Origin of the sequence: Flavobacterium sp. (assembly GCF_035299245.1) — a bacterium.
Classification (GTDB): domain Bacteria; phylum Bacteroidota; class Bacteroidia; order Flavobacteriales; family Flavobacteriaceae; genus Flavobacterium.
Genome location: NZ_DATGWY010000002.1, coordinates 88,370 through 112,473, shown reverse-complemented (window position 1 = coordinate 112,473; position 24,104 = coordinate 88,370). Strand labels below are relative to the sequence as shown.

Genomic DNA, 24,104 nt, shown 5'->3' with positions numbered 1-24,104 from the left:
TCAAACAAATTAAATCTGTGACTCGAGACCAAAGGTCGAACAGACAAAGTAATCTGTGGCGTTTTCATAAACACAAACCTGTCTGCCGACAGGCAGGTTTCACAAATTACCACAAATTGATTCGTTTAATTTTGCCGCTGATTCACAGATTTGTAATTAATAAAATCTGTGATTCGAGACCAAAGGTCGAACAGAATAGGTAATCTGTGACATTTTTATAAACACAAATTTCACAAATTACAACAAATTGATTCTTTTAATTTTACCGCAAATGCAAAGACTTTAAATAAATTAAATCTGTGCATCTGTGGCATCTTATTAACTTGTTTTTGGTTCTGAATTTGTATTTTGAATGCTGTTGTTGATGATCATGATTAACCTCGAAGAATCAAATGGTTTGATGATGACATCGTTCATTCCGCACGAAAGTGCTTGTTCGGAGATTTCTTGTTTATCAAATGCAGTTAACGCCACAATCGGAATGGTATAGCCTTTTTTACGAATGAGTTTGGTGGTTTCAAATCCGTTGATAACTGGCATGTTGATGTCCATTAAAATCAGATCGTATTTTTCAGTTTCGAGCAAGTCGATAGCAGTGTAGCCATCATCGACTACTTTACAAACAAAGTTGTTGTTTTGCAGGATTTTTCGAGTGACAACCTGATTGATTTTATTGTCTTCGACCACCAAAATTTTGTACAAATGATGGGTAGACAAATCAACTTCAATATTGTTGATGATTTCGTTTCGTTTGCTTTCATCGACAATAAATCCAATGGTAAATGAAAAGGTAGTTCCTTTTCCGAGTTCGCTTTCTAATGTAATTGTACTATCAAAAACCTCAACTAATTTCTTAACTATAGACAATCCCAAACCTGTGCCTTGATAATCACCTTCTTTCCGTTCGATTTGAACAAATTTATCAAAAATCTTTTCTTGATCTTCTTTGGCAATTCCGACACCATTATCTTTTATTTTAAAATTAATGAAGTGTTTATTGCCTTCTATTCGTTCCTGGTTGACAATGACTTTTATTTCTCCATCTTTAGTAAATTTCAAGGCATTGCTCAATAAATTCAAAACTACTTGCGATAATCGAAGTTTATCTCCAATCAAATATTCTGGAATATCCGTATCAATTTCTGTGGTGATTTTATTATTGTTTTTGATGGCGATGAATTCTAATGAATCAGCAATAGTGTTGATTTCGTCGCAAACATTAAAAATCATGTTTTCAAGATTCACACGATTTTCTTCAATTTTATTGATTTGAAGCAAATCGTTTACCAAAGAAAGTAAGTAACGAGCTGAAAATTTGAGTGAATTGAGGTGCGGACTTTTCTCTAACTCTTTGTGTTCATCGACTATGATATTGGTGATTCCAACTACTCCATACAATGGTGTTCGAAGTTCGTGGCTAATAGTAGAAACGAATTGCGATTTCAATTGAGAAGCTTCTTCGGCTTTTTCTTTAGCTACTTTAAGATCTTCATTGGCTTTGAGTAATTTACCATTGAGTTTTCGAATCAGCTTGTAGTTTTTATAGTAATTATAGGTTAGAAGTCCGAGTGTCAACAAAATAATCAAAAACAAACCTACAATCACTTTTGATTTGCGTAGATTTTTATACTGTATGTCTTTCTCTTCTTCAATTTGACTGATCTTGCGTTCGTATTCACTAAATTCAATTGAACTACCTGAAAGTTTTGCTTTTTTTACACGGTCATCGTTGTAGATTTTTTCTACTAATTTATCATGTAAATCGAGGTAATACAACGCTTTTTCGTAGTCTTTTTTCTTCTTGTAAAAGTTAGAAAAATCCTTATACACATCACTTACATACGATTCGTATAAGTTGTCTTTGTTGATGGTTCCGAATTGTATTGCTCTTTTATAATAGTATTCGGCTTTTTCATCTTGATTCAAATGACTGTAATACGAACCGTACAATGTAGATTGTGTAATTTTGGCTTCGACTAAATCACTTTTGTTGATGAACTTTTCGGGAGTTTTGAGATAGACTAACCCTCTTTCAAAATCATTTTCAGCAAAATAAGCGCCACAAATATTGAGGTTAGTGTAGGTGATTTCAATCGAATCATTGATTTTCTTTGCCGCTTTTAAAGCTTCTTTGTAGTAAGGAATGCTCTTTTTTAAATTATTTTCTCGGTACGAATAAACGCTTCCTAAGTTATTATTTACCCAACATTTCAAACTGTCATTTGATGTAGCATTGGCATATTCAAGCGCTTTTTCATAGTATTCTATACTTTTCTTAACATCATAGAACTCTTCAAAATTCAATGCTATCAAGTTGTAGGCTTTGGCTTTCAAGACATCATCTTTTAACAAATAGGCATTGTCCAAAGCTTTTTTAGAAAGATTGAGTGATTTATCAATTTCTAAATTGACAAAAGCATTTCCTGCATCTCTCAACAAAACATCTACTTGCTTTTTTGTTGGCGTAGTTTCTTGCGAAAAAGCTACACTGCTAAAAAAAGCAAATAGAAGTAAAATTGAATGATGAATTCTTCTCAAACTAATCGTTTTAATGAGGTTTTTAATGAATTAAAACTGATGTTAGTCGCGAATTAATTTTTTGTATTTGATTCGAGTCGGATTCACATCCCCCAAACGTTTTTTCTTATTCTCTTCGTAATCAGAGAAACCACCTTCAAAGAAGTACACTTGTGAGTCGCCTTCAAATGCTAAGATATGTGTACAAATACGATCTAAAAACCATCTATCGTGGGAAATTACTACCGCACAACCTGCAAAATTTTCCAAACCTTCTTCCAAAGCACGTAGCGTGTTTACATCCAAATCATTGGTTGGCTCATCCAGTAACAGTACGTTTCCTTCTTCTTTTAAGGTCATTGCAAGGTGCAATCTATTTCGCTCACCACCCGAAAGAGTAGCTACTTTTTTGTTTTGGTCACTTCCTCCGAAATTGAAACGAGACAAATACGCTCTTGAGTTAACTTGTCGTCCGCCCATCATGATTAATTCCTGACCGTCGCAGAAGTTTTCCCATATCGATTTATTCGGATCGATGTTGGAATGCGATTGGTCAACGTAAGCGATTTTCACGGTTTCTCCAATAGTGAATTCACCGCTATCAGGTTGCTGTTCTTTCATAATCATTCTGAAAATAGTCGATTTACCAGCTCCATTCGGACCAATAACTCCAACAATTCCTGCTTGAGGCAAGGTGAAATTCAAATCATCGTATAATAATTTATCTCCAAATGCTTTCGCTACATGTTTAGCTTCGATTACGTTAGTTCCCAAACGCGGTCCATTTGGAATGTAGATTTCCAATTTTTCGTCGAGTTCTTTTTGGTCTTCATTCAACAGTTTATCGTAGTTCTGAAGACGTGCTTTTTGTTTAGTTTGTCTTCCTTTGGCACCTTGACGCACCCAATCCAACTCACGTTCTAAGGTTTTTCTGCGTTTGGAAGCCACTTTTTCTTCTTGCTCCATGCGTTTTGATTTTTGGTCTAACCAAGACGAATAGTTTCCTTTCCACGGAATACCTTCTCCTCTATCCAATTCCAAAATCCAACCTGCCACATTATCTAAGAAATAACGGTCGTGCGTTACAGCAATTACAGTTCCAGAGTATTGCGCTAAATGTTGTTCCAACCAAAGAACTGATTCAGCATCCAAGTGGTTGGTAGGCTCATCCAATAATAATACATCAGGTTGTTGCAAAAGCAAACGACACAGTGCTACACGGCGTTTTTCACCACCTGAAAGCACATTAATTGGCATATCGCCTTCTGGAGTTCGTAAAGCATCCATGGCAATTTCCAATTTGGTATCCAATTCCCATGCATTAGAAGCATCAATTTTGTCTTGAAGTTCTGCCTGACGATCCATTAGTTTTTGCATCTTATCGGCATCTTCATACACTTCTGGCAAACCAAACATATCGTTGATTTTGTTGAACTCGTCTAAAATAGCAACCGTTTCAGCTACACCTTCACGAACCACTTCAATTACGGTTTTGGTCTCGTCCAATTGTGGTTCTTGCTCCAAATAACCCACCGTATATCCGGGTTGGAAAACGACATCACCTTGGTAATTTTTTTCTACACCAGCTATAATTTTCAATAAGGTTGATTTACCCGAACCATTCAAACCGAGAATCCCGATTTTAGCTCCGTAAAAGAAACTTAAATAAATGTTTTTTAATACTTGTTTATCACTTCCTTGATACGATTTGCTCAATCGTTGCATTGAGAAAATCACTTTTTTATCGTCTGACATTTTAAATTATTTTGAATTATAAATTTTGAATTAATTAGTGAACCAGCTTTTAATCATTTCTTTTTCAGATTGTTTTGCATTTTTATGGCTGAATTCATTGGTTTTTGGATTGTAAACATAATCATTTGCCCATTCTTTATGATGTTGAGCGAGACTTTTTACACTATCACAAACGTATTTTATTTCATCGGATGTTGTGGTTGGATGAATCGACATTCGAATCCATCCCGGTTTTTTGATCAAATCACCTGACGTTATCTGACATACTAAATCGTGCGAAGTTTCTTGATCAACGTGAAGTAAAAAGTGTCCGTAAGTTCCAGCACAACTACAACCACCACGCGTTTGGATTCCGAATTTATCATTTAAAATTTTCACGCCTAAATTATAGTGCATGTCATCAATGTAAAACGAAATCACTCCCAATCTATTTTGGTGTTGACCTGCTAAAATCGTGATATTTTCAACCGTTCCCAATTGATCAAAAACGTAATCCACAATTTCGTGTTCCCGTTCTAGAATATTTTTCACGCCCATTTGCTCTTTCAACTGAATGGCCAAAGCAGTTTTGATTACTTGGAGAAAACCTGGAGTTCCACCGTCTTCTCTATCTTCGATATTGTCAATGTATTTGTGTTCACCCCAAGGATTCGTCCAACTCACGGTTCCGCCACCCGGACAATCAGGTACATTATTTTTATATAGATTTTTATTGAAAACCAATACACCCGAAGTTCCTGGTCCGCCCAAAAACTTATGAGGTGAAAAGAAAATGGCATCCAAATAACGTTCATTATCGGGATGCATATCGATTTCTACATACGGTCCGGAACACGCAAAATCGACAAAACACACACCGTTATTTTCGTGCATCATTTTGGCTACTTCGTGGTACGGTGTTTGGATTCCGGTTACGTTAGAACACGAAGTGATAGAGGCAATTTTAAAACTTCGATCTTTGTATTTATCCAATATTTTTTTGAATTCTTCTAAACAAAATAGTCCTTCTTCATCACAAGGAATCACCTCAACATCGGCAATGGTTTCCAGCCATGAAGTTTGATTGGAATGGTGTTCCATATGGGAAATGAGAACTATTGGCTTTAATTCTTTGGGAAGATCGACGTATTCTTTGATATTTTCTGGGATTTTCAATCCTAAAATGCGTTGGAATTTATTCACCACGCCTGTCATTCCTGTCCCAGTATTGATTAAAACATCATTATCGTTTGCATTGACGTGTTTTTTAATGATGTGTTTGGCTTCGTGGTATGCCATAGTCATTGCCGTCCCCGAAACCGTAGTTTCTGTATGCGTGTTGGCCACAAAAGGTCCAAATTGGTTCATTAATTTTTCTTCTATCGGTCGGTATAATCGCCCGCTGGCGGTCCAATCGGTATAAATGATTTTTTGAGAACCATAAGGCGACTCAAATTCTTGATCAATACCGATGATATTTTTTCGGAATTGCTGAAAATACTGTTCCAATTGAGTGGTAACTTCGGTTGAAATCATAATTGAAAAATTTGTGCTCAAAGATACATTTTTTTAATTATTTCGTAATTTCAATTGCATAAGAGTTGCTATTTATTTAGTAACTTTGAAAAAAACAACAAATCCCCATGAATTTCAACATTCAAAACCGATTTACCAACGAACTTCCAGCTGATCCTGAAGAGCAAAATTTTATACGCCAAGTGGAACAATCGTGTTTTAGTTATGTGAATCCCGTTATTCCCAAAAACCCTAAATTGATTCATGTTTCAGATGAAGTGGCGCAACTTGTTGGCATCAACAAAGAAATAACGTTATCAAATGATTTCTTAGAGGTTTTCTCAGGAAAAAAAATTCAGCCACAAACTAAGCCATTTGCTATGAATTACGCAGGCCACCAATTTGGAAATTGGGCTGGACAATTAGGCGATGGAAGAGCAATAAATTTATTCGAAATTGATCATAACAATCAGCATTTTACACTGCAATTAAAAGGCGCCGGGAAAACACCCTATTCACGTCGCGGTGATGGTTTGGCGGTTTTACGTTCGTCTATAAGAGAACATCTATGTAGTGAAGCCATGCATCATTTAGGCGTTCCAACTTCGCGTTCATTATCATTGATTTTAACTGGAAATGAAGTACTGAGAGATATGCTCTACGACGGAAATGCTGAATACGAAAAAGGCGCAATTGTATGCCGTGTGGCGCCAACTTTCATTCGATTTGGAAGCTTCGAACTTTTTGCCGCACGAAGAGATACTGAAAATTTGAAATTGCTGGCCGATTTTACCATCCAATATTATTTTCCTGAAATTAATGAGTTTGGCAAAGAAAAATACCTTTCTTTTTTTAAATCGGTTGCCCAAAAAACACGCCAATTAATGATTCATTGGCAACGTGTGGGTTTTGTACACGGAGTGATGAATACCGATAATATGTCGATTCACGGAATCACCATTGATTACGGACCGTACGGTTGGTTGGAAGATTACAATTTGAATTGGACACCCAATACAACCGACAATGAAAACAAACGTTATGCCTATGGCAATCAACCTGATGTAGCATTGTGGAATTTGTACCAATTAGCCAATGCTTTGTATCCGTTGATTGAAGAAACCAAAGATTTAGAAGCCATTTTGAATGATTTTGGCAAAAAATACGAAGACGATTATTTGAATATGATGCGCAGTAAACTAGGTTTGATGAATTCACTCAAAGAAGACACCAAACTCATCGCTGATTTGGAAAAAACACTTCAATTATCGGAGACAGACATGACACTATTTTACAGAGAATTAGGTCGGATTAAAAAAGAGTTCACCTCAGGTTGTGCAATCTCAACTGTTACAAATGCATTCTACAAACCCGAAGAAATCAAGAAAAAAGTAATTCTGAATGAATGGGAAAAATGGTTCATCAAGTACATTGATCGTTTGAAAAAAGAAACCATTTCTGATGAGGAGCGAAAATTAGCCATGAACAAAGTCAATCCGAAATACATTTTGCGAAATTACATGGCACAATTAGCTATTGATGCGGCGAATAATGATGATTATTCTATTGTTGACGAATTGTATCGATTACTCAAAAAACCGTACGATGAACAACCCGAAATGGAAAAATGGTTTGCCAAAAGACCCGATTGGGCACGAGTAAAAGTAGGTTGTTCGATGCTTTCGTGCAGTTCGTAATTACCGTACTTTGAACTTTTCTCTGTACTCCAAAGGTTTCATTCCGACTACTTTCTGAAATACTTTTCGAAATGATTTTGGATCGGTATAACCCGATTTATCTATAATTTCTGAAACTGTTAACTGAGTTTGTTCCAAATATTTTTTAGAGGATTCGATTCGGATGTTTTGCAAGTATTCGATGGGCGGAATTCCAGTAGCCAATTTAAATCGACGTACAATATTTCTCCGACTGGATGGAATTTCATTCAATACATCGTCTAATTTTTCTATTTGATGGAATTGTTTTTCAATCTTTTCTTGAACCATTGAAACCAACTCGTCATTGTGCGTGTAATTAGGACGAAAAGTTCCAAAATAACTTTGCTGATAACGATCCATATCAATGGCAAATAATTTGGCAACTTGCACAGCAATTTCCCTTCCGCAATACTTCTGAACCAGGAGAATAATCAAATGAAAAAGCGACGTTGAACCGCCACTTGTGTACGTTCTCTCATCGGCAGTTACGGTTTCATTTGATTTCAATTTTACTTCTGGAAAAAGCCGTTCGAAAGCACTACACGCATCGATGTGAGTAGTAGCAAACTTTCCGTTCAATAATCCGCTGGCTCCAAATAGAAAAGCACCTGAACAAAAGCTTGCAATTTCTGAGCCTTTTTGATACTGTTGGTGTAGCCACGGAATATAAGCCGTATTTTTCTCAATAGTTTCTTTCATATTATCCGTTGTAAAAGCCGGAATCAGAATCATATCAATCGAATCTTTCATTTCTGAAGTGGATTGAATCTGATAATTGTGGAAATTGGCCTCACCATTTTCTAATTGATTGGGTAATTGCAATAAACGAATCAAAAACGGAGTTGGTTTTCCACTTTCAACAACCAATTTATTGGCTGTCTCCAGGACTTCCAGCAACGCTGCAACGCTCAGAAGTTTATAATCGTGTGGCAAAATGAGTCCGATGTGCTTCATAACATAACTTTTTTCAAAAATAATACTTTTGTCTTAAATGACCCTAAATTTTACTTTTCAATAACTTTTACCCTTTTATTCTGTACTATTTTTGTGATACATAAAGAAGGATTACTATCATCATACAATTAATTCAAGTAAAATAAACCTCTAATAGTAAACTAAAAAAATGGTTGAAGTTTTTAAAACTAATGTTCAAAATCATTCTGATGCTGAACGATTAGTAGCTGAATTATCCAAGAAAAATAGTATTTTAAAAATCAATTTCGATTTGAATGATTGTGATAATGTTTTAAGAATCGAAGCAAAAAAAATCAATCCATTGGAAATTATTGAATTGATGAATTCGAAAGGTTTTCAATGCGAAGTAATTTTGTAAACTATGAATACAAGTATCAAAACAATAGACGAATACATTGCCACTCAGCCCAAAGAAGTAGCTTTGATTTTAGAACAAGTTCGAAAAACCATTCGCAATGTCATTCCGGAAGCAGAAGAAACCATTGGATACGGAATTCCGACGTTCAAATACTACGGAAATTTGGTGCATTTTGCGGGTTATAAAAATCACATTGGTTTTTATCCTGGAGCTGCTGGAATTGAAGCATTTGCAGATGAAATCAAACAATACAACACATCCAAAGGTACGATCCAGTTTTTGTTAAAAGAGCCAATTCCTTATGACTTAATAGCAAAAATTACTACTTTTCGAGTGCAACAAAACCTAGAAAAAAAGAAAAAGAAATGATAACAGTACAAACTACAGTACATGCTTCTTTAGAAAAAGCATGGGAATTTTGGACACAACCCGAACATGTAAAGCAATGGAATAATGCGTCTGACGATTGGCATTGTCCAAAAGCAACTAACGACTTAAGAGTAGGCGGAAAATTCAATTATACTATGGCTTCCAAAGACGGAACTATGAGTTTTGATTTTGAAGGTGAATACTCAAAAGTGGAAGCATTTTCATTAATTGAATACCATATTATTGATGGACGAAAAGTGGTTATTCAATTTGAAAAAACAGAAAACGGAGTTCAAATTACAGAGTCATTTGATCCTGAAAATGTACATTCTGAAGAGCTACAACGAGATGGTTGGCAAGCGATTTTAGACAACTTTAAAAAACACTGCGAAAGTAATTAAATTATGGCTACAAAACAAGTATGGCTGAATCTTCCGGTGAAGAACGCCTTAAAATCAAAAGAGTTTTTTACGCATTTAGGATTCACTTTTTTAGAAGAACGAACTACAGAACATTCGGCGTGTATGCTATTGGGATCAACCAATTTTGTAGTCATGCTTTTTGCAGAAGAGCTATTTAAAAATTTTATACAACACGAAATTACCGACACTAGCAAATCATCTGAAGTATTGATTTCTGTGGATGCTGAAAGTCGAGAAGAAGTTGACGAATTAGCCCGAAAAGCCAAAGAAGCGGGCGGATTTGTATTTGGTGAACCAGGCGAAAACCAAGGCTGGATGTACGGTTGCGGATTTTGCGATTTGGATGGTCATCGTTGGAATGTACTGTACATGGATTTTTCTAAAATGCCTAAATAAATCATTCACTTGACATCTATGTTTATGTCAACTCAACTGGTAGCTAATTATAAAAACTATGCAAGAAACTGAAAAACACAACGAACGAATAGCCAAAATGACCTTTTCATCTGTGTATCCGCATTACATTACAAAGGTTCAGAGCAAAGGAAGAACAATTGATGAATTACATCAAGTAATTGAATGGCTCACCGGATTTGATGCTAAAAAATTACAAGAACTCATCAATGAGAAAGTCACTTTTGAAACGTTCTTCGAACGAGCAACATTACATCCTAATGCCCAACTCATCACAGGAGTAATTTGCGGTTATAGAATAGAAGAAATCGAAAATCCGCTGACAAAAAAAGTACGATATTTAGACAAACTCATAGACGAATTAGCCAAAGGAAAACAAATGGAAAAAATTTTACGACAATAATACATCCCATTATTAATCACTAAACGAATAGTAATCAGTTTAGTCATAAACATCATCAAATTATGAAAAGACTCGAATTTAAGATAGAAATTAACGCTTCCAAAGAGAAAATTTGGAACGCACTTTGGGAAGATGCATCCTACCGCGATTGGGTTTCCGTTTTTTGCGAAGGAACGTACGTAAAAACCAATTGGAATGAAGGCGATAGTGTTCATTTTTTAACTCCCGACGGAAAAGGAATGAACAGCATCATCGAAAAAAAAGTAGAACATCAATACATCGCCTTCAAACACATCAGCGAGTTGGAAAATTTTGAACCTCAACCTATTGATGAAGCTACTTCAGAGTGGACTGGAGCAATGGAAATTTATGAATTAATTCCAAACACATCTTCTGTAACCTTGAAAGTGTTGATGGATACCTCAGAAAAGTACATCGAGTATTTTGAAACCACTTTCCCGAAAGCATTAGAACGTGTAAAAGAATTATCAGAAAACAATTAAACAATCAATAAATCAATAAACAATGGCAACAGTAAACCCTTATTTAATTTTTAACGGAAATTGCGAAGAAGCATTTCTGTTTTATCAATCCGTTTTTGGTGGCGAAATTCCTTATATGGGAAGATTTAGTGAAATGCCACCTTCTGACGATGAAAATTGTCCACCTCCACCAGCAGAAGAAGCCAACCGAATCATGCACGTTTGTTTACCCATAGGCAAAGAAACAACTTTGATGGGAAGCGACAGTACAAGTCAGAGTGGCGATGTAATTGTTGGAACTAATATTTCGGTTTCTATCAATACCGAGAGTCGAGAAGAAGCTGACCGTTTGTTCAACGGACTTTCAGCTGGCGCAAATGTATTCATGCCAATGACGAACACTTTTTGGGGTGCTTATTTCGGAATGTTTACGGATAAATTCGGCATCAATTGGATGGTGAATTTTGACGAAATGCCAAAATAACACCTTTTTGCCACAGATTCACGGATTTTCAAAGCTTACCCTTTTAATCTGTGAATCTGTGGTAAATTATTGTCTTTTATTTTTTACATCTTCTAAAATCCATTCTAATTCAGGATCTTTATTAGCGATTTTATCTTCTATAGTCGGAATGATTTCTTTATCAGGAAAAATTCCTCTTCCATCCAAATCGGTTTGATTGATGGTTTTGATGTTCATTAATCCCAATCGTAAGGGAATTTTTGAATTGGGCAGTTGTACCACTGGCATTATTCCTGCAACGGTTCCGTTGAAAGCGCCGCCGGTTTCTTCTCCCACAAAAGTTATGTTGGGATTCGATTTTAATGAAGAAGCAACAATACAAGCAGCTGAAAAACTTCCACCGTTAATCAACACGTATACTTTTCCTGAAAAATAATTGGGACTGTTTTTTTGCGGACGCGAACCTACTAATTTGTAATAATACTTTCCGTCATCTTTTTTGGTGGTTCTGAAGTAGGAAAATCCCATATAAAAGGGATAAGCGGCCGCTAAAAATGGATAGGCTAATTTTGGTGCCGAACGAAATGCACCCCATTTCCACATACTGGTTTTCGAAGTTACTTCAGCAGGTTGCAATATTGTGTATTCTTTGTCGGTAAGGTACGAATACAAATCAACCGCATCCGAAACTCTTCCGCCAGGGTTATCGCGTAAATCAATCACTAACGTTTTGATGTTCATCTTTTTAATCGAATCAAAAAACTCATCGTACACTCTGTAATACCTACCTTGAGAGAAGTTTTTAATTTTTAAAATCGCCACTGAACTGTCCGTTGGAACTACTTTCAAACTTTTGACGTATTCTTTACTGGTAGCATCAAAACCATAAATTCGTTTGAGTTTTTTCTCTTTTTTGAGTTTGGCTTTATCAACTGGAGTTTTAGCCACAATTTTGACCGAATCTTTTACCACAGGAGTCGTTTTGACAACAGGCTTATTTCGAGAAACAACTTTAGTAAACAACGAATCTTTTTTCTTGAAAACATACGTCAAACTATCATTAATTCCGATTTCATTGGTCATAAAAAGAGAAAAACGTTTTCCAAATGATTTGCGAATGAATGTGGTATTAAAACCATCCGAAGTAAACGATTTTCTGTATTTAGAAAAAAGATCTTGAGGTGTTCTTTCGTTTACTGAAACGACTTCCGTTCCTTCATCAATTTTATTTTTCTTGGATTTACTTTTAACGACATACAACTTCTCTGCTTTCCATTCAAAAACAAACTGCGATAATGGTCCGTCACCACTCTTTTTCAAACGTTTGGCTTCTTTTTTAGAAACCCTTTTTGAAACGGGCGACATGCTCATGTGACCTTGACGCACTGAAGCAATCACCGGACTAATAACAAAATAAAATTCCTTACTCGTCATGGGTTTTGACACCACTTTTCGGATGCTGTCAAACTTATAATTGAGTTGCTCTTTGGAAATATAACCGTACAAATTAGGATAATAACGTTCTAATTTTCTTTGGGTATAATCGATGTCTTTTTGCAGTTGCTCTGCAGGAATGGGTTGTTCTAGTTTTTGGTTGAATTGCTCGACTGAAGTACAGTTGGTCAATACAATTGAAATCAAAACCAAAAACCCAATGGTGCTTTTGTGCATATAAACTTTATTTTTATTAAAATAGCATCGTGGTTTACAAAACTATCGATTTTGCTCGTAAGATAAAATTTTAATTGTGGATTGTTTTTAGGAAGAAAAAATGTTGATTAACCAAAGTTTTAATCTTCTGGTATGCATTCGTTTCTGACCTCAATAGTGTATTTTTCAAGAACTCTTTTCATCTCCAGCCAATTGCGATCTCTTAAAGTACCAGCTGAGAATAGTTTATTTCTGAAATCTTTGGTAATGATTCTTAGCGAATTAGGTTGATTATTTTGAGCTTCAAAAACTATTTCTTTGATGTCGGTCAATTTAAAAATCTTATTTTGCCACAGAAAATTATGATTTTTCACGATGAAAAAGTTTTTTGAGCAACTGAAATAATTCATTTGATGGGAAAAAAAAATAAACCAAAATACAGCCATAATCACTAAAAAAATGAACCCTTTAGTTTCGGGAAATCTATTTTTAGTTAGTAGCATTAAAGTAAAAAAGACTATAAAACCCCACAGTGCTATACCTCTAAATGAAGTAAACTGATTGCCCTTAAAAACGTCAAACTGCTCAAATTTAGTGTCGTTTATAGATACTTTAGTTGCATTTAATGATTGCACATCTTTTTTGTCAATAATGACATTTTGAATGAATGATTTGATTTCCCAAGAATTGGAATACACATCATCAAAAATTACCTTTGAGGTTCCATCATGGAATTCAATTTCAAAGCCTTCCATAGGAAAAGAGCCGATAAAAGAAAAATTCCATTTTCCAGTCAATTCAATTTTTTTTACGTCCGACCAAGAGAACGTTTGCTTACCAATAGTAATCGTTTGTTTATCTAATTCAAGTAGTGGTGCATTTTTGTAATACTTGTATACGGTATAAAAAGCAAGAACATAGACACATAAACTAGCTAAAGGCAAAAAATAGGATTTTGTTTCTAATGCTCCACTATTCAGTTCTTTCTTGAAAATAAACAACATAGCAGTGGCCAATAAAATAAAAAATACAAAACCAAGTACAGTAGTAAGGTAAAATTTAAACGGATGTCTTTTCGATATGATTTTTTTCATGAATGATTACTTGGCTGTGAAGTTTAGAAACACAAAACTAAAGGTTTTATTTTGTTGTTGAAATTTTAATTCTTTTGACAATTTAGAAGCTAAGTCACGGATTGCAAATCCGCGACATCGGTTTAGAAATGCTGAAGCAACGATGATTAAGGCTAACCTAGTGTATAAATTCTGCGTAATGAAATATCTTTTTAAACAATAAACCTGACCGATTCGACAACCAGTCAGGTTTAATTTTTCATCAAAAACTGTGCAATTAAATTCCAGCTACGGCTTTTATTTCATCTATAATTCGCAGAGCCAACGCATCAGCTTCCGCTTGTGTTGGTGCTTCGGTATAAATTCTGATAATCGGTTCGGTATTCGATTTTCGTAAATGAACCCATTCCGTTGGAAAATCAATTTTCACACCATCAATGGTCGAAATGTTTTCGCTTTTATATTTTTCGGTCATCGCTTCCAAAATCGCATCCACGTCAATTTGAGGTGTCAATTCGATTTTATTTTTACTCATATAATACTGTGGATAACTGGCTCGTAATTCGGCCACAGTCATGTCTAAACTTGCCAAATGGGTTAAAAACAAAGCAACTCCAACCAAACTGTCTCTTCCGTAATGCAATTCTGGGTAAATGATTCCGCCGTTTCCTTCACCTCCAATAATCGCATTCGTTGCTTTCATCAATTCAACGACATTCACTTCGCCCACAGCGCTGGCTTGATAACTTCCGTTGTGTTTGTTGGTAATGTCTCTCAAAGCACGAGACGACGACATATTTGAAACGGTGTTTCCGTGAGTTTTACTCAACACATAATCGGCTACTGCTACCAAAGTATATTCTTCGCCAAACATTTCACCGTCATTCGAAATGAACGCCAAACGATCTACATCAGGATCAACTACAATTCCGAAATCGGCTTTTTCTTCCACAACCAACTTACAAATATCACCCAAATGTTCTTTTAAAGGCTCAGGATTGTGCGGAAAATGACCGTTCGGTTCGCAGTACAATTTGACTACTTCTACGCCCATTTGTTCGAGTAAATTCGGGATTACAATTCCACCCGTCGAATTCACTCCATCCACAACCACTTTGAATTTTCTTTTGGCCACAGCTTCAGCATCTACCAAAGGTAATTCCAATACTTCATCAATGTGAATGTCCATGTATGAATCGTTAATCGTAATTTCTCCCAACGAATCCACATCCACAAAATCAAAAGCTTCGGCTTCGGCAATTTCTAAAATTTTAGCACCATCGGCACCGCTTAAAAATTCGCCTTTTTCATTCAACAATTTCAATGCATTCCACTGTTTCGGATTGTGAGAAGCCGTCAAAATGATTCCACCATCGGCTTTTTCCAAAGGAACTGCGACTTCTACAGTTGGTGTAGTCGATAAGCCTAAATCAATGACATCAATGCCCAATCCGACTAAAGTATTGACCACCAAATTGTGAATCATTGGTCCCGAGATACGAGCATCACGACCGATTACTACTTTTAGTTTATCTTTTGAAATATTATTTTTAAGAAAAGTTCCATACGCCGATGCAAATTTTACAGCATCAACTGGAGTAAGGTTATCGCCAACTTTTCCACCGATAGTTCCGCGAATTCCTGAAATTGATTTTATTAAAGTCATTGTTTTTCTTTTTGTTTCTGATGACAAATATATTAAGATGTGTCTCGCAAAGTCGCAAAGTCGCAAAGTTTTTTTTAAAAATTTATTTTCTACATTTTTGTTAAAGTTTACTATATTTACGATTAATTGTCTCTGTGCCTTTGTGCCTTTGCGAGAAACAAAAAATGAATTTCCTTGCCCACATCTATCTTTCTGGCGACAACGATTTACTTAAAATCGGGAATTTCATGGCGGATAGTATTCGCGGTCATCATTATTTGGATTATCCCGAAGAAATCAAAAAAGGTATTTTACTCCATCGATACATTGACACATTTACCGATGCGCATCCGATTTACCGCAAAAGCAAACACCGGTTGCACGAAAAATACGGCCATTATTCGGGTGTGATTATGGACATAGTGTACGATCATTTTTTGGCCAAAAACTGGAGTCAGTATTCGAATGAAAAATTGGAAGATTATTCCGAATCGTTCTACAATTTACTCAAAGAAAATTATGATGTCCTCACTGAAAAAATCAAAGGAATGATGCCGTACATGATTGCCCGAAATTGGCTAGTAAGTTACGCTTCAATTGCGGGTTTAGAAATGATTTTATTTCAGATGGATCATCGAACCAAAAATCGTGTAAATATGCACGAAGCTATCGTAGAAATTCAACAATTTTATACTGAATTTGAAGAAGAATTTACGTTGTTTTTTGACGAATTACAACAGCATTGCATCGAAAAATTAAAAGAATTATGAAGCGAATAATTTACTTTTTATTAATTCTCACTTCATTATTTTCATTCAGTCAAAAACCAAATGGACTGATTACTTCTAATGCCATGGTAGTTTCGGCTCGAGAAGAAGCTTCACAAATTGGAATTGATATTTTACAAAAAGGTGGAAATGCATTTGATGCTATGGCGGCAACCGAATTGGCTTTGGCTGTTTGTTATCCGTATGCGGGAAATATTTCGGGTGGCGGATTTATGGTATACCGCTTGAACAATGGCGAAATTGGCGCATTGGATTACCGTGAAAAAGCACCTTTAAAAGCTTCAAAAGACATGTATTTGGATGAAAATGGCACTGTGATAACTAACTTAAGTGTCAACGGAGCTTTGTCAGTAGGAGTTCCCGGAACCATTGCAGGAATTTTTGCCGCTCATGAAAAGTTTGGAAAACTTCCAATGTCTGAAATTTTCAAACCAGTAATTGCCTTGGCAAGAAAAGGAGTTGTGGTAACCGAAAAGCAATTAAAACAAATTAACGTTAATCAGCAGGATATCATCAATAGTAGTGGAAACCAAACCTTATATGCTCAAAAGTATAAAGTGGGCGACACTATAAAATACACCGCTCTTGCCGAGACATTGACGAAAATAATGAATAATGGTAAAGATGAGTTTTACAAAGGAGAAACGGCTCAGAAAATAGTTGCTTTTTTACAACAAAAAGGCGGAATCATTTCAATGGACGATTTGGCGCTGTACGAAGCAAAATGGCGCACTCCGATTACTTTCGAGTATAAAGATTTGAAAATCATTTCAATGTCGCCTCCATCTAGCGGTGGAATCACATTGGCACAAATTATGACAATGATTGCTCCTTACAATGTATCCAAATACAAACACAATTCAGAAAAATACATTCAACTTTTGGTAGAAGCCGAACGACGAGCTTATGCCGATAGAAATTATTTTTTAGGCGACCCAGATTTTGTTACTATTCCAACATCTAAATTGTTGGATAAATATTATTTAAATCAAAGAATGGCTTCATTCACGTGGAAAAAAGCAACAAAATCAACCGATGTAAGTCACGGTGAAATTTCCGTTTCCGAAAGCGATGAAACTACACACTATTCTATTGTAGATGCTGATGGAAATGCAGTTTCGGTAACGACAACTTTAAATGGAGCTTACGGTTCTAAATTATATTCTGATGAATTGGGATTCTTTTTCAACAACCAAATGGATGATTTCAGTGCTAAACCAGGCGTTCCCAACAGTTACGGATTAGTCGGTGCCGAAGCCAATAGTATCGCTCCACAAAAACGCATGCTGAGTTCGATGACGCCAACCATTGTTGAAAAAGAGGGCAAATTATTTATGGTTTTGGGAACTCCTGGCGGTTCACGCATCATCACCTCAGTTTTGCAAACCATTTTGAATGTATACGAATTTGATATGGGAATGCAAGAAGCGGTAAATTCGGCTCGTTTTCATCATCAATGGTTACCTGATGAAATTCTGTTTGAACCGGATCAATTTGAATCGACAACATTGAAAAAACTACTATCAAAAGGCTATAACATCAACCAACAAACTGCCAATATTACCGGAAAAGTAGATGCCATTTTAGTGTTGCCAAACGGAACATTGGAAGGTGGTGCTGATTATCGTGGTGATGATAAAGCAATTGGATATTAATTTACACTTATGAATTTTATTAGTGACTTAGAAACCGAACTACGCCAAAATGCCAATCGTGAAGAAGCCATTTCGATGGAAAATTACATGAAGAATAATTTTGCTTTTCTCGGAATCAAAACTGATGAACGAAGATCTATTTTTAAAAGTAAATATGACCAACATAAAGACGAAATCAAATCCAATTTTAGAACAATTTCTTGGGAATTATTCACCAAAAAAGAACGCGAATTTCATCAATGTGGCATCGATTTGATTATCAAAGAAATCAAGAAAAAATATGTTGTTAACGACATTCAACTCATCGAAAAAATGTTGATTACCCATTCATGGTGGGATTCGGTTGATACTTTAGCAAAATATGCATTAGGGCATTATCTGTTGCAATTTCCCGAAAAGAAATTGGAAGTCATTGAATCCTTTTCCAATTCGGAGAACATGTGGTTGAACCGAAGCGCGATTATTTTTCAATTGGATTACAAGACCAATACCGACTTTGATTTACTCAAATCCGAGTGCGAAAAACACAAACATTCGAACGAATTTTTCATTCAAAAAGCAATTGGTTGGGCATTGCGCGATTACAGTCGGTTCAATCCAAGTGGAGTCACAGAATACGTTAATTCTACTAATTTAAAACCGTTAAGTCAACGAGAAGCATTGCGGAATATTAAATAAAATTTAATTTATCAACCACGAATTCACGAATGTTTTTGCCAGTAATTGATTCGATTTTATTCGAATTTTCATCGGAGATGAAGAAATTTTGAAGACTCAGAAAATTATAATCCGTGAATCAGTGGCAAAAACGATCTTGAATCAAAGCTAAAAAATCACTGCATTTCTCCTAAATAAGTACTCTGGACTAATTTAGTGGAAGTTCCGAATTGCTTATTTTCATCAAAGAAATATACTGTTTGATTGACTTTTATTTTGGAAATTACACCCGATTTGGTTCGAGTGACAGTATACGAAGTAGCCCAACTGTTTTCGGTAACTGAACTGTAATTGGTTTCCTCCGAAATTGTAAACAAAATAGGCTCAGAAATAAGTAATTTTTGAAGGAATTGTTGTAGCGGAATCAATTCACGTGATTCGGAAGTAAAATCAATCACTTTAGTATTGGTGTTTTTGTACAATTGCTGAATGGTTGCAATAACTTCTTTCTTTAAATCATCGCCCACAGTAGCATCCGTAAGCAATTGAAAATAGCCAAATAAATCCTCTACTTTGGATTTTGAATTGTTTTGATAGGCATTCAACACTCTGAAATTCATCTTTTTATCCAAAGTAATTTTCTTCGAAGATGTCGCAATTGCTTTCTCTTCATGAGGTGCAGATTGACTCCAACTCGAAAGTCCAATGAGCGAAAAAAACACTATGAATACTAACTGTTTCATTTTATTCTTGTTTGATGCGAATGAATTGAATTTTATTCGAAGCATCGTTTTTAATTTCTACAATTTTCATCTTTTTGAGTGATTCAGAAGGCACAATCAACTTCTGTGAAAATTCATTTTTATTAAAGAATTCGGCACCCAAATCGTCTTTCAACATCACAATTACTTCCAAATTATCCGATAAAATCTGGTTCAACTGTTCTTTACGTGTTTGCCAGTTTTTAATGTCCGAAACCATAAACGCTTTGAGCATCATCGCATAATCATCGGGTTTTAAGTCGATTCTTTGTACTGGATTGGCAACAGGAACTTTTGGATCTATCGTGATGGTTTTAGGCTCATAAAACGGACTCTGAATGACCAATTTCGTTTTTGTATAAGACGAATTTATTACTTCTACTTTTCCTTGATTTACTTTTAATTCGGTTTTCGTCGAATCGTTTACCTGATACACTTTTACTTCCTCACTGTTGACATTTTCATTAGTGAATTCATTTTGCAATTCGATGGTTTGTGCTTCTGGTTTTGCATTCTTATTATAGATTATAAAACCTGTAATTCCAATTGCTACAATTAATCCTATCAGTAGAATTCCTTTTTTAGATTTTTTAGTTTCAGACGATGGTTGTGATTCAACAACGATTGTTTTATCCTCAAAAGTAAACTCATCCCAACCCGAATATCCTACAAACTCCGACAAAATATTGAGCATGTCTTTGCGTGGAATTTTACTATTGTTCTCCGGTTTTAAATGCGTGTAAATCCATTTTTCACTAATGGTTTGCTTGCATTGAACTTCGATTAAACCAATTAAATTCTGAATGTCTTGTGAGCTGAAAGTTTTCCAATTTCCTTGAAAAAAAGGATACTGCTCTTGGTATTTCAAAAGCACTTTTTCTTTTAATCGCTGAAAATAATCCAGTTCGGTCATGGTTTAATTCGATTCAAAAATACAACTAAGGCGTTCTTTTTCTGCTGAAAACCTACTGTAAAAGTGCTGTAAATGTAGTAAAAAAGTTTACAGCAAGTTGAAAGTGGTTTTGCTAAACCAACTTTTGAATGTGTGAGTACTATTGCATCATTAATCTTTAAAAATTTTATCATGAAAACAAATTTTATCGCAACCATCGCACTAACAATTGCATTCTTTAATGCAACAAACGCTCAAGTTTATGGAAATGCCAACTATGCAGAAGAAAAAGGAAACGCCAATTACGGAAACGGAAATTATCAGGTCAATCGAGTAAACACCATTCAAACGACTTCGAGTAGTCAAGACGAAATGGTGTTGGTCATCAAAGGAATTTACAACGAACGCGCCACGTCACAAATTGCTACTTTTAGTATTTTACAATTGGGAAAAACAGCCGAAGAAGCTACAAGTTTAATGGACGAACGCGTAAATAATGTGATGAAAGAATTGAGTGCTTTTAACAAAGAGATTGAAGTAGCTACTGATATGATTTCGTTTGTTCCAACCTATGATTATGCTGTAGAAAAAAAGATTTTCAACCCGAAAACGTACAACGAAAAACCATCGGGATTCGAATTGAAAAAGAACATCATTATTAAGTTTAGAGTCAATAACGACTTTGACAAAATAGTAGCCATTTGCGGTAAAAACGAGATTTATGATTTGGCCAAAGTAGATTATGTTACCACCAATTTTGATATGGTGCGACTACAAATGCAAAAGAAAGCCTTGGAGCAATTCAAAGACATGATGAACAATTATTCACTCATTATGAATACCGATTTGAACAAAAAAGAAAAGATTTTACAAGAAGGTTTTAATGTTACGTATCCAATGGAAAGCTACAGAAGTTACCAAGCGTATTCTCAAGCCAACGCCAATTTTGACCCAAAAAGCGAAGTGAATACGATTAAGAAAAACACCACTGAATATTACAATGCCGCATTGGTAAAAGACCATAATTTTGTTTTCAATGCTGATATCACTGAACCAACGATTCAGGCGTTTTATGAAATCACCATTCGAATCAAATTGAAAGAAGATCAGTTGCCCAAAAACACCATTATCAGAAACAATCGTTATTATATTATTACGGCTACAGGCGATATAAAATTATTGAATCTATAAAATTGTACCATGAAAAATATACTATTCGTTTTAGTAATTCTATTTTATAATTCAATCTCAGCGCAACATTGCCCTTATGATGGATCATCAATAATTGTTTTAAAAGTGCATGCACCCGACAATTCAAATACAATTCCAAATTTAAAGGTGACTCTAGTTAAAAAGAAGCAAGATAAAATTGTAAAAAGTCGTGTTTATATTCTAACCCAAAAGAATAAATTTCCTTTTCTATCAGATGAATACAGCATTATTGTTGGCCACAATTTTGATACAGAAAATTGGTACTTAAAAATCGAAAGTGTCTGCGAATATGGGGATAATAATTATGCAACCTTGGAAACAACAGAAATTAAAATTACCGAGAATGATAAATACAATCTATGCGGTAACTTTGACTCTTACGAATACCATACTCGATTTGGAGAAAGAGTCTACAAACCAATAGAAGTGGTATTTAGGAAAGGAAATTGTGACAATTAAATACTATAGAATGAATAAATCCAATGAAAATATACTTCATTGGATTTATTTGTAAATTTATAAAACACTACTTTTGTAATTCACATCAAATCAAAAATGCCAAACCGAGTTACAACCAAGATTTTATTGTTTTTTAGAAAGATGATGCGCCGATTAGAATCGTTGTTCTTCTTGGCCAAAATAGTACTATCCGAACGCAATTTTATTTATTTATCGAGTGTTGCGGTTGCCATTTCGTGTGCGTTTGCGGTGATTATACTGAAAAGTTTTGCGCACAACGTGTTCATTTTTGCCAATTATGCCAATCAATACCTTAAATTACCCTACGCGAATAGTATTTTCCCAATCATCGGAATTCTACTCACCGTTTTTGTTATTCGGAAATTTCTGGATGGTTCAATCGAAAAAGGAAGTTCTAGAATATTATTCGCGGTTGCCAAAAAAGGCGGAATTCTACCCAAAAAACAAATGTACGCTCAGATTATTACGAGTTCATTGACCGTAGGTTTGGGTGGTTCGGCTGGATTGGAAAGTCCGATTACTATTACTGGAGCAGCGTTTGGTTCCAACTTTGCACAAAAATACAAACTCTCACAAAAAGACCGCATTTTATTGCTTTCGTGTGGCGTTGCAGCTGGAATTGGTGCAGCGTTCAATGCTCCCATTGCGGGTGTTTTGTTTGCCATTGAAGTGGTTTTGACTGACATCACCATTTCAGCTTTTATTCCGATAATCATTGCAGCAGCAACGGGTGCTTTGGTTTCTAAAATCGTTTTGACTCAAGCTATTTTATTGAGCTTTGAGCAAGAACAAAATTTTGATTTTCACAATACACCGTATTACATTTTACTCGGAATTTTAGCCGGATTTGTCTCTGTGTTACACGCGCGAAATTTTAGAAAAGTCGAGCATTATTTCAGCCGATTTAAAACCAACGGTTACCGAAAAGCACTGTACGGAGCCGGAATTTTAGCAGTTTTAATCTTCTTCTTTCCTACTCTATTTGGCGAAGGTTATGAAAGCATCAAAACGCTCTCCACCAAACATCCTGAGATTTTATTGGATAACACTTTATTGGAAAGCCACAAAAGCAACGAATGGTTGTTGCTTATTTTCATCGGAATGACAACTTTGTTAAAATCATTTGCCACCGGATTAACACTGGGTTCGGGTGGAAATGGAGGAAATTTTGCACCATCACTTTTTGTAGGATCATATCTGGGATTTATTGTTTCGAAATTCATGCATTTGACTGGAATCAATTCGAATTTGCCGATAACTAATTTTACGATTGTGGGAATGGCAGGAATTTTGAGCGGATTGTTCCATGCGCCGTTAACTGCTATTTTCCTTATCGGAGAAATAACGGGAGGTTACGATTTAATGGTTCCACTGATGATTGTTTCTTCAATCAGTTATGCGGTTTCCCGACAGTTTGAAAAACATTCAATGGACGTAAAAGCATTAGCAGATAAAGGCGAAGTTTTTACGAGTGACAAAGACAAAAACATATTACAAAGCATCGATTTTCTGAAATTAGTACGAACTGATGTTCATTCTATTTCGTTAGATAAATCGTTAGAAAATGTGGTCGAACATTTATCGAATTCCAAACAAAATTTGATTCCGGTTCTGGATGAAAAACAAAAACTAATTGGAGTGGTTGATTTTGAAGAAATTCGCTCTTTCGTTTTTAATCCGTATCGTATAAAATTTACCACTGTCGAAGAAGTACTTTCACAACCTAAAGAAATCTTGAATCACGACGATGGTATGGAAACCATTATGGACAAATTTGAATCGTCAGAAGAGACACTTCTACCCGTAATAAAATCAGGTAAATTTTACGGTTTGCTTTCAAAAGTAGATGTGCTAGAAGCCTATAGAGATAAGTTGAAGGAAATGATTATTGAATAAAACCTATTTTTTCAACCCTTCAAGG

General features: G+C 35.4%; 23 protein-coding genes. 14 read left to right on the top strand and 9 right to left on the bottom strand.

What is annotated here, in order from left to right:
• Positions 1–318: 318 nt before the first annotated feature.
• The 3 genes from VK161_RS00970 to VK161_RS00960 are packed head-to-tail and all read right to left on the bottom strand — an operon-like array spanning position 319 to position 5,787.
• Positions 319–2,538 carry a response regulator gene (locus tag VK161_RS00970; protein WP_324212873.1) on the bottom strand — a complete coding sequence of 740 codons (2,220 nt, stop codon included), beginning with the start codon at positions 2,536–2,538 and terminating at the stop codon, positions 319–321.
• A 42-nt stretch (positions 2,539–2,580) separates the two neighbouring features.
• A complete protein-coding gene (gene ettA / locus VK161_RS00965; RefSeq protein ID WP_324212872.1) occupies positions 2,581–4,272 on the bottom strand; it encodes an energy-dependent translational throttle protein EttA in 1,692 nt (563 codons plus the stop codon).
• A gap of 30 nt (positions 4,273–4,302) precedes the next feature.
• Positions 4,303–5,787, bottom strand: a complete 1,485-nt coding sequence (locus tag VK161_RS00960) for an aminotransferase class V-fold PLP-dependent enzyme (protein WP_324212871.1) — start codon at positions 5,785–5,787, stop codon at positions 4,303–4,305.
• Between the two features lie 107 nt (positions 5,788–5,894).
• Here VK161_RS00960 and VK161_RS00955 point away from each other — a divergent pair, with 107 nt between their 5' ends.
• Positions 5,895–7,463 carry a protein adenylyltransferase SelO gene (locus tag VK161_RS00955; RefSeq protein WP_324212870.1) on the top strand — a complete coding sequence of 523 codons (1,569 nt, stop codon included), beginning with the start codon at positions 5,895–5,897 and terminating at the stop codon, positions 7,461–7,463.
• Here VK161_RS00955 and VK161_RS00950 read toward each other — a convergent pair whose 3' ends face one another.
• Positions 7,464–8,438, bottom strand: coding sequence for a GlxA family transcriptional regulator (locus VK161_RS00950; RefSeq protein ID WP_324212869.1), 975 nt, complete (start codon positions 8,436–8,438; stop codon positions 7,464–7,466).
• A 169-nt stretch (positions 8,439–8,607) separates the two neighbouring features.
• Here VK161_RS00950 and VK161_RS00945 point away from each other — a divergent pair, with 169 nt between their 5' ends.
• From VK161_RS00945 to VK161_RS00915, 7 genes are all read left to right on the top strand, one after another.
• Entirely contained in the window at positions 8,608–8,817 is a 210-nt protein-coding gene (locus tag VK161_RS00945; protein ID WP_324212868.1) for a hypothetical protein, read from the top strand.
• A 3-nt stretch (positions 8,818–8,820) separates the two neighbouring features.
• Positions 8,821–9,186 carry an iron chaperone gene (locus VK161_RS00940; RefSeq protein ID WP_324212867.1) on the top strand — a complete coding sequence of 122 codons (366 nt, stop codon included), beginning with the start codon at positions 8,821–8,823 and terminating at the stop codon, positions 9,184–9,186.
• Positions 9,183–9,587, top strand: coding sequence for an SRPBCC family protein (locus tag VK161_RS00935; RefSeq protein ID WP_324212866.1), 405 nt, complete (start codon positions 9,183–9,185; stop codon positions 9,585–9,587). The genes VK161_RS00940 and VK161_RS00935 overlap by 4 nt, the downstream gene beginning before the upstream one ends.
• Positions 9,588–9,590: 3 nt before the next feature.
• Entirely contained in the window at positions 9,591–10,004 is a 414-nt protein-coding gene (locus VK161_RS00930; RefSeq protein ID WP_324212865.1) for a VOC family protein, read from the top strand.
• A 58-nt stretch (positions 10,005–10,062) separates the two neighbouring features.
• Positions 10,063–10,425, top strand: a complete 363-nt coding sequence (locus tag VK161_RS00925) for a DUF2200 domain-containing protein (RefSeq protein WP_324212864.1) — start codon at positions 10,063–10,065, stop codon at positions 10,423–10,425.
• 62 nt (positions 10,426–10,487) lie between these two features.
• Positions 10,488–10,928, top strand: a complete 441-nt coding sequence (locus VK161_RS00920; protein WP_324212863.1) for an SRPBCC domain-containing protein — start codon at positions 10,488–10,490, stop codon at positions 10,926–10,928.
• 22 nt (positions 10,929–10,950) lie between these two features.
• Positions 10,951–11,391 (top strand): VOC family protein, encoded by a 441-nt coding sequence (locus VK161_RS00915; RefSeq protein WP_324212862.1) that lies wholly within the window; start codon positions 10,951–10,953, stop codon positions 11,389–11,391.
• A gap of 66 nt (positions 11,392–11,457) precedes the next feature.
• Here the strand turns inward: VK161_RS00915 and VK161_RS00910 are convergent, their stop codons facing one another.
• The 3 genes from VK161_RS00910 to glmM form a co-directional block, all read right to left on the bottom strand.
• Positions 11,458–13,041, bottom strand: coding sequence for a S41 family peptidase (locus tag VK161_RS00910; RefSeq protein WP_324212861.1), 1,584 nt, complete (start codon positions 13,039–13,041; stop codon positions 11,458–11,460).
• Positions 13,042–13,160: 119 nt separating this feature from the next.
• Complete coding sequence (locus tag VK161_RS00905; protein WP_324212860.1) at positions 13,161–14,114, bottom strand: hypothetical protein; 954 nt, start codon at positions 14,112–14,114, stop codon at positions 13,161–13,163.
• A gap of 256 nt (positions 14,115–14,370) precedes the next feature.
• Positions 14,371–15,759, bottom strand: coding sequence for a phosphoglucosamine mutase (gene glmM / locus VK161_RS00900; RefSeq protein ID WP_324212859.1), 1,389 nt, complete (start codon positions 15,757–15,759; stop codon positions 14,371–14,373).
• Positions 15,760–15,923: 164 nt separating this feature from the next.
• Here glmM and VK161_RS00895 point away from each other — a divergent pair, with 164 nt between their 5' ends.
• Genes VK161_RS00895 through VK161_RS00885 form a run of 3 tightly spaced genes read left to right on the top strand, consistent with a single transcriptional unit; the run spans position 15,924 to position 18,859 of the window.
• Positions 15,924–16,508: an ACP phosphodiesterase gene (locus tag VK161_RS00895; RefSeq protein ID WP_324212858.1), complete on the top strand. Its 585-nt coding sequence runs from the start codon at positions 15,924–15,926 to the stop codon at positions 16,506–16,508.
• Positions 16,505–18,181 carry a gamma-glutamyltransferase gene (gene ggt / locus VK161_RS00890; RefSeq protein WP_324212857.1) on the top strand — a complete coding sequence of 559 codons (1,677 nt, stop codon included), beginning with the start codon at positions 16,505–16,507 and terminating at the stop codon, positions 18,179–18,181. The genes VK161_RS00895 and ggt overlap by 4 nt, the downstream gene beginning before the upstream one ends.
• A 9-nt stretch (positions 18,182–18,190) precedes the next feature.
• Positions 18,191–18,859 carry a DNA alkylation repair protein gene (locus tag VK161_RS00885; RefSeq protein WP_324212856.1) on the top strand — a complete coding sequence of 223 codons (669 nt, stop codon included), beginning with the start codon at positions 18,191–18,193 and terminating at the stop codon, positions 18,857–18,859.
• A gap of 155 nt (positions 18,860–19,014) precedes the next feature.
• Here VK161_RS00885 and VK161_RS00880 read toward each other — a convergent pair whose 3' ends face one another.
• Entirely contained in the window at positions 19,015–19,581 is a 567-nt protein-coding gene (locus VK161_RS00880) for a hypothetical protein (protein WP_324212855.1), read from the bottom strand.
• Position 19,582: 1 nt separating this feature from the next.
• Entirely contained in the window at positions 19,583–20,512 is a 930-nt protein-coding gene (locus VK161_RS00875; RefSeq protein ID WP_324212854.1) for a hypothetical protein, read from the bottom strand.
• Between the two features lie 171 nt (positions 20,513–20,683).
• Between VK161_RS00875 and VK161_RS00870 the strand changes: the two genes are divergently transcribed.
• The 3 genes from VK161_RS00870 (at position 20,684) to VK161_RS00860 (ending at position 24,079) form a co-directional block, all read left to right on the top strand.
• Positions 20,684–21,682, top strand: a complete 999-nt coding sequence (locus tag VK161_RS00870) for an SIMPL domain-containing protein (RefSeq protein WP_324212853.1) — start codon at positions 20,684–20,686, stop codon at positions 21,680–21,682.
• 9 nt (positions 21,683–21,691) lie between these two features.
• Positions 21,692–22,162 carry a hypothetical protein gene (locus VK161_RS00865; protein ID WP_324212852.1) on the top strand — a complete coding sequence of 157 codons (471 nt, stop codon included), beginning with the start codon at positions 21,692–21,694 and terminating at the stop codon, positions 22,160–22,162.
• Positions 22,163–22,258: 96 nt separating this feature from the next.
• On the top strand, positions 22,259–24,079 hold the full coding sequence (locus VK161_RS00860) for a chloride channel protein (protein ID WP_324212851.1): 1,821 nt from the start codon (positions 22,259–22,261) through the stop codon (positions 24,077–24,079).
• The last annotated feature ends 25 nt before the right edge of the window (positions 24,080–24,104 follow it).

Bases quoted from the DNA above. Each gene is read 5' to 3' on its own strand.
- ggt (WP_324212857.1), top strand. From the start codon at position 16,505: ATGAAGCGAATAATTTACTTTTTATTAATTCTCACTTCATTATTTTCA.
- VK161_RS00880 (WP_324212855.1), bottom strand. From the start codon at position 19,581: ATGAAACAGTTAGTATTCATAGTGTTTTTTTCGCTCATTGGACTTTCG.
- VK161_RS00935 (WP_324212866.1), top strand. From the start codon at position 9,183: ATGATAACAGTACAAACTACAGTACATGCTTCTTTAGAAAAAGCATGG.
- VK161_RS00930 (WP_324212865.1), top strand. From the start codon at position 9,591: ATGGCTACAAAACAAGTATGGCTGAATCTTCCGGTGAAGAACGCCTTA.
- VK161_RS00875 (WP_324212854.1), bottom strand. From the start codon at position 20,512: ATGACCGAACTGGATTATTTTCAGCGATTAAAAGAAAAAGTGCTTTTG.
- glmM (WP_324212859.1), bottom strand. From the start codon at position 15,759: ATGACTTTAATAAAATCAATTTCAGGAATTCGCGGAACTATCGGTGGA.
- VK161_RS00950 (WP_324212869.1), bottom strand. From the start codon at position 8,438: ATGAAGCACATCGGACTCATTTTGCCACACGATTATAAACTTCTGAGC.
- VK161_RS00885 (WP_324212856.1), top strand. From the start codon at position 18,191: ATGAATTTTATTAGTGACTTAGAAACCGAACTACGCCAAAATGCCAAT.
- VK161_RS00895 (WP_324212858.1), top strand. From the start codon at position 15,924: ATGAATTTCCTTGCCCACATCTATCTTTCTGGCGACAACGATTTACTT.
- VK161_RS00865 (WP_324212852.1), top strand. From the start codon at position 21,692: ATGAAAAATATACTATTCGTTTTAGTAATTCTATTTTATAATTCAATC.
- VK161_RS00905 (WP_324212860.1), bottom strand. From the start codon at position 14,114: ATGAAAAAAATCATATCGAAAAGACATCCGTTTAAATTTTACCTTACT.
- VK161_RS00940 (WP_324212867.1), top strand. From the start codon at position 8,821: ATGAATACAAGTATCAAAACAATAGACGAATACATTGCCACTCAGCCC.
- VK161_RS00920 (WP_324212863.1), top strand. From the start codon at position 10,488: ATGAAAAGACTCGAATTTAAGATAGAAATTAACGCTTCCAAAGAGAAA.
- VK161_RS00960 (WP_324212871.1), bottom strand. From the start codon at position 5,787: ATGATTTCAACCGAAGTTACCACTCAATTGGAACAGTATTTTCAGCAA.
- VK161_RS00945 (WP_324212868.1), top strand. From the start codon at position 8,608: ATGGTTGAAGTTTTTAAAACTAATGTTCAAAATCATTCTGATGCTGAA.
- VK161_RS00910 (WP_324212861.1), bottom strand. From the start codon at position 13,041: ATGCACAAAAGCACCATTGGGTTTTTGGTTTTGATTTCAATTGTATTG.
- ettA (WP_324212872.1), bottom strand. From the start codon at position 4,272: ATGTCAGACGATAAAAAAGTGATTTTCTCAATGCAACGATTGAGCAAA.
- VK161_RS00915 (WP_324212862.1), top strand. From the start codon at position 10,951: ATGGCAACAGTAAACCCTTATTTAATTTTTAACGGAAATTGCGAAGAA.
- VK161_RS00870 (WP_324212853.1), top strand. From the start codon at position 20,684: ATGAAAACAAATTTTATCGCAACCATCGCACTAACAATTGCATTCTTT.
- VK161_RS00925 (WP_324212864.1), top strand. From the start codon at position 10,063: ATGCAAGAAACTGAAAAACACAACGAACGAATAGCCAAAATGACCTTT.
- VK161_RS00860 (WP_324212851.1), top strand. From the start codon at position 22,259: ATGCCAAACCGAGTTACAACCAAGATTTTATTGTTTTTTAGAAAGATG.
- VK161_RS00955 (WP_324212870.1), top strand. From the start codon at position 5,895: ATGAATTTCAACATTCAAAACCGATTTACCAACGAACTTCCAGCTGAT.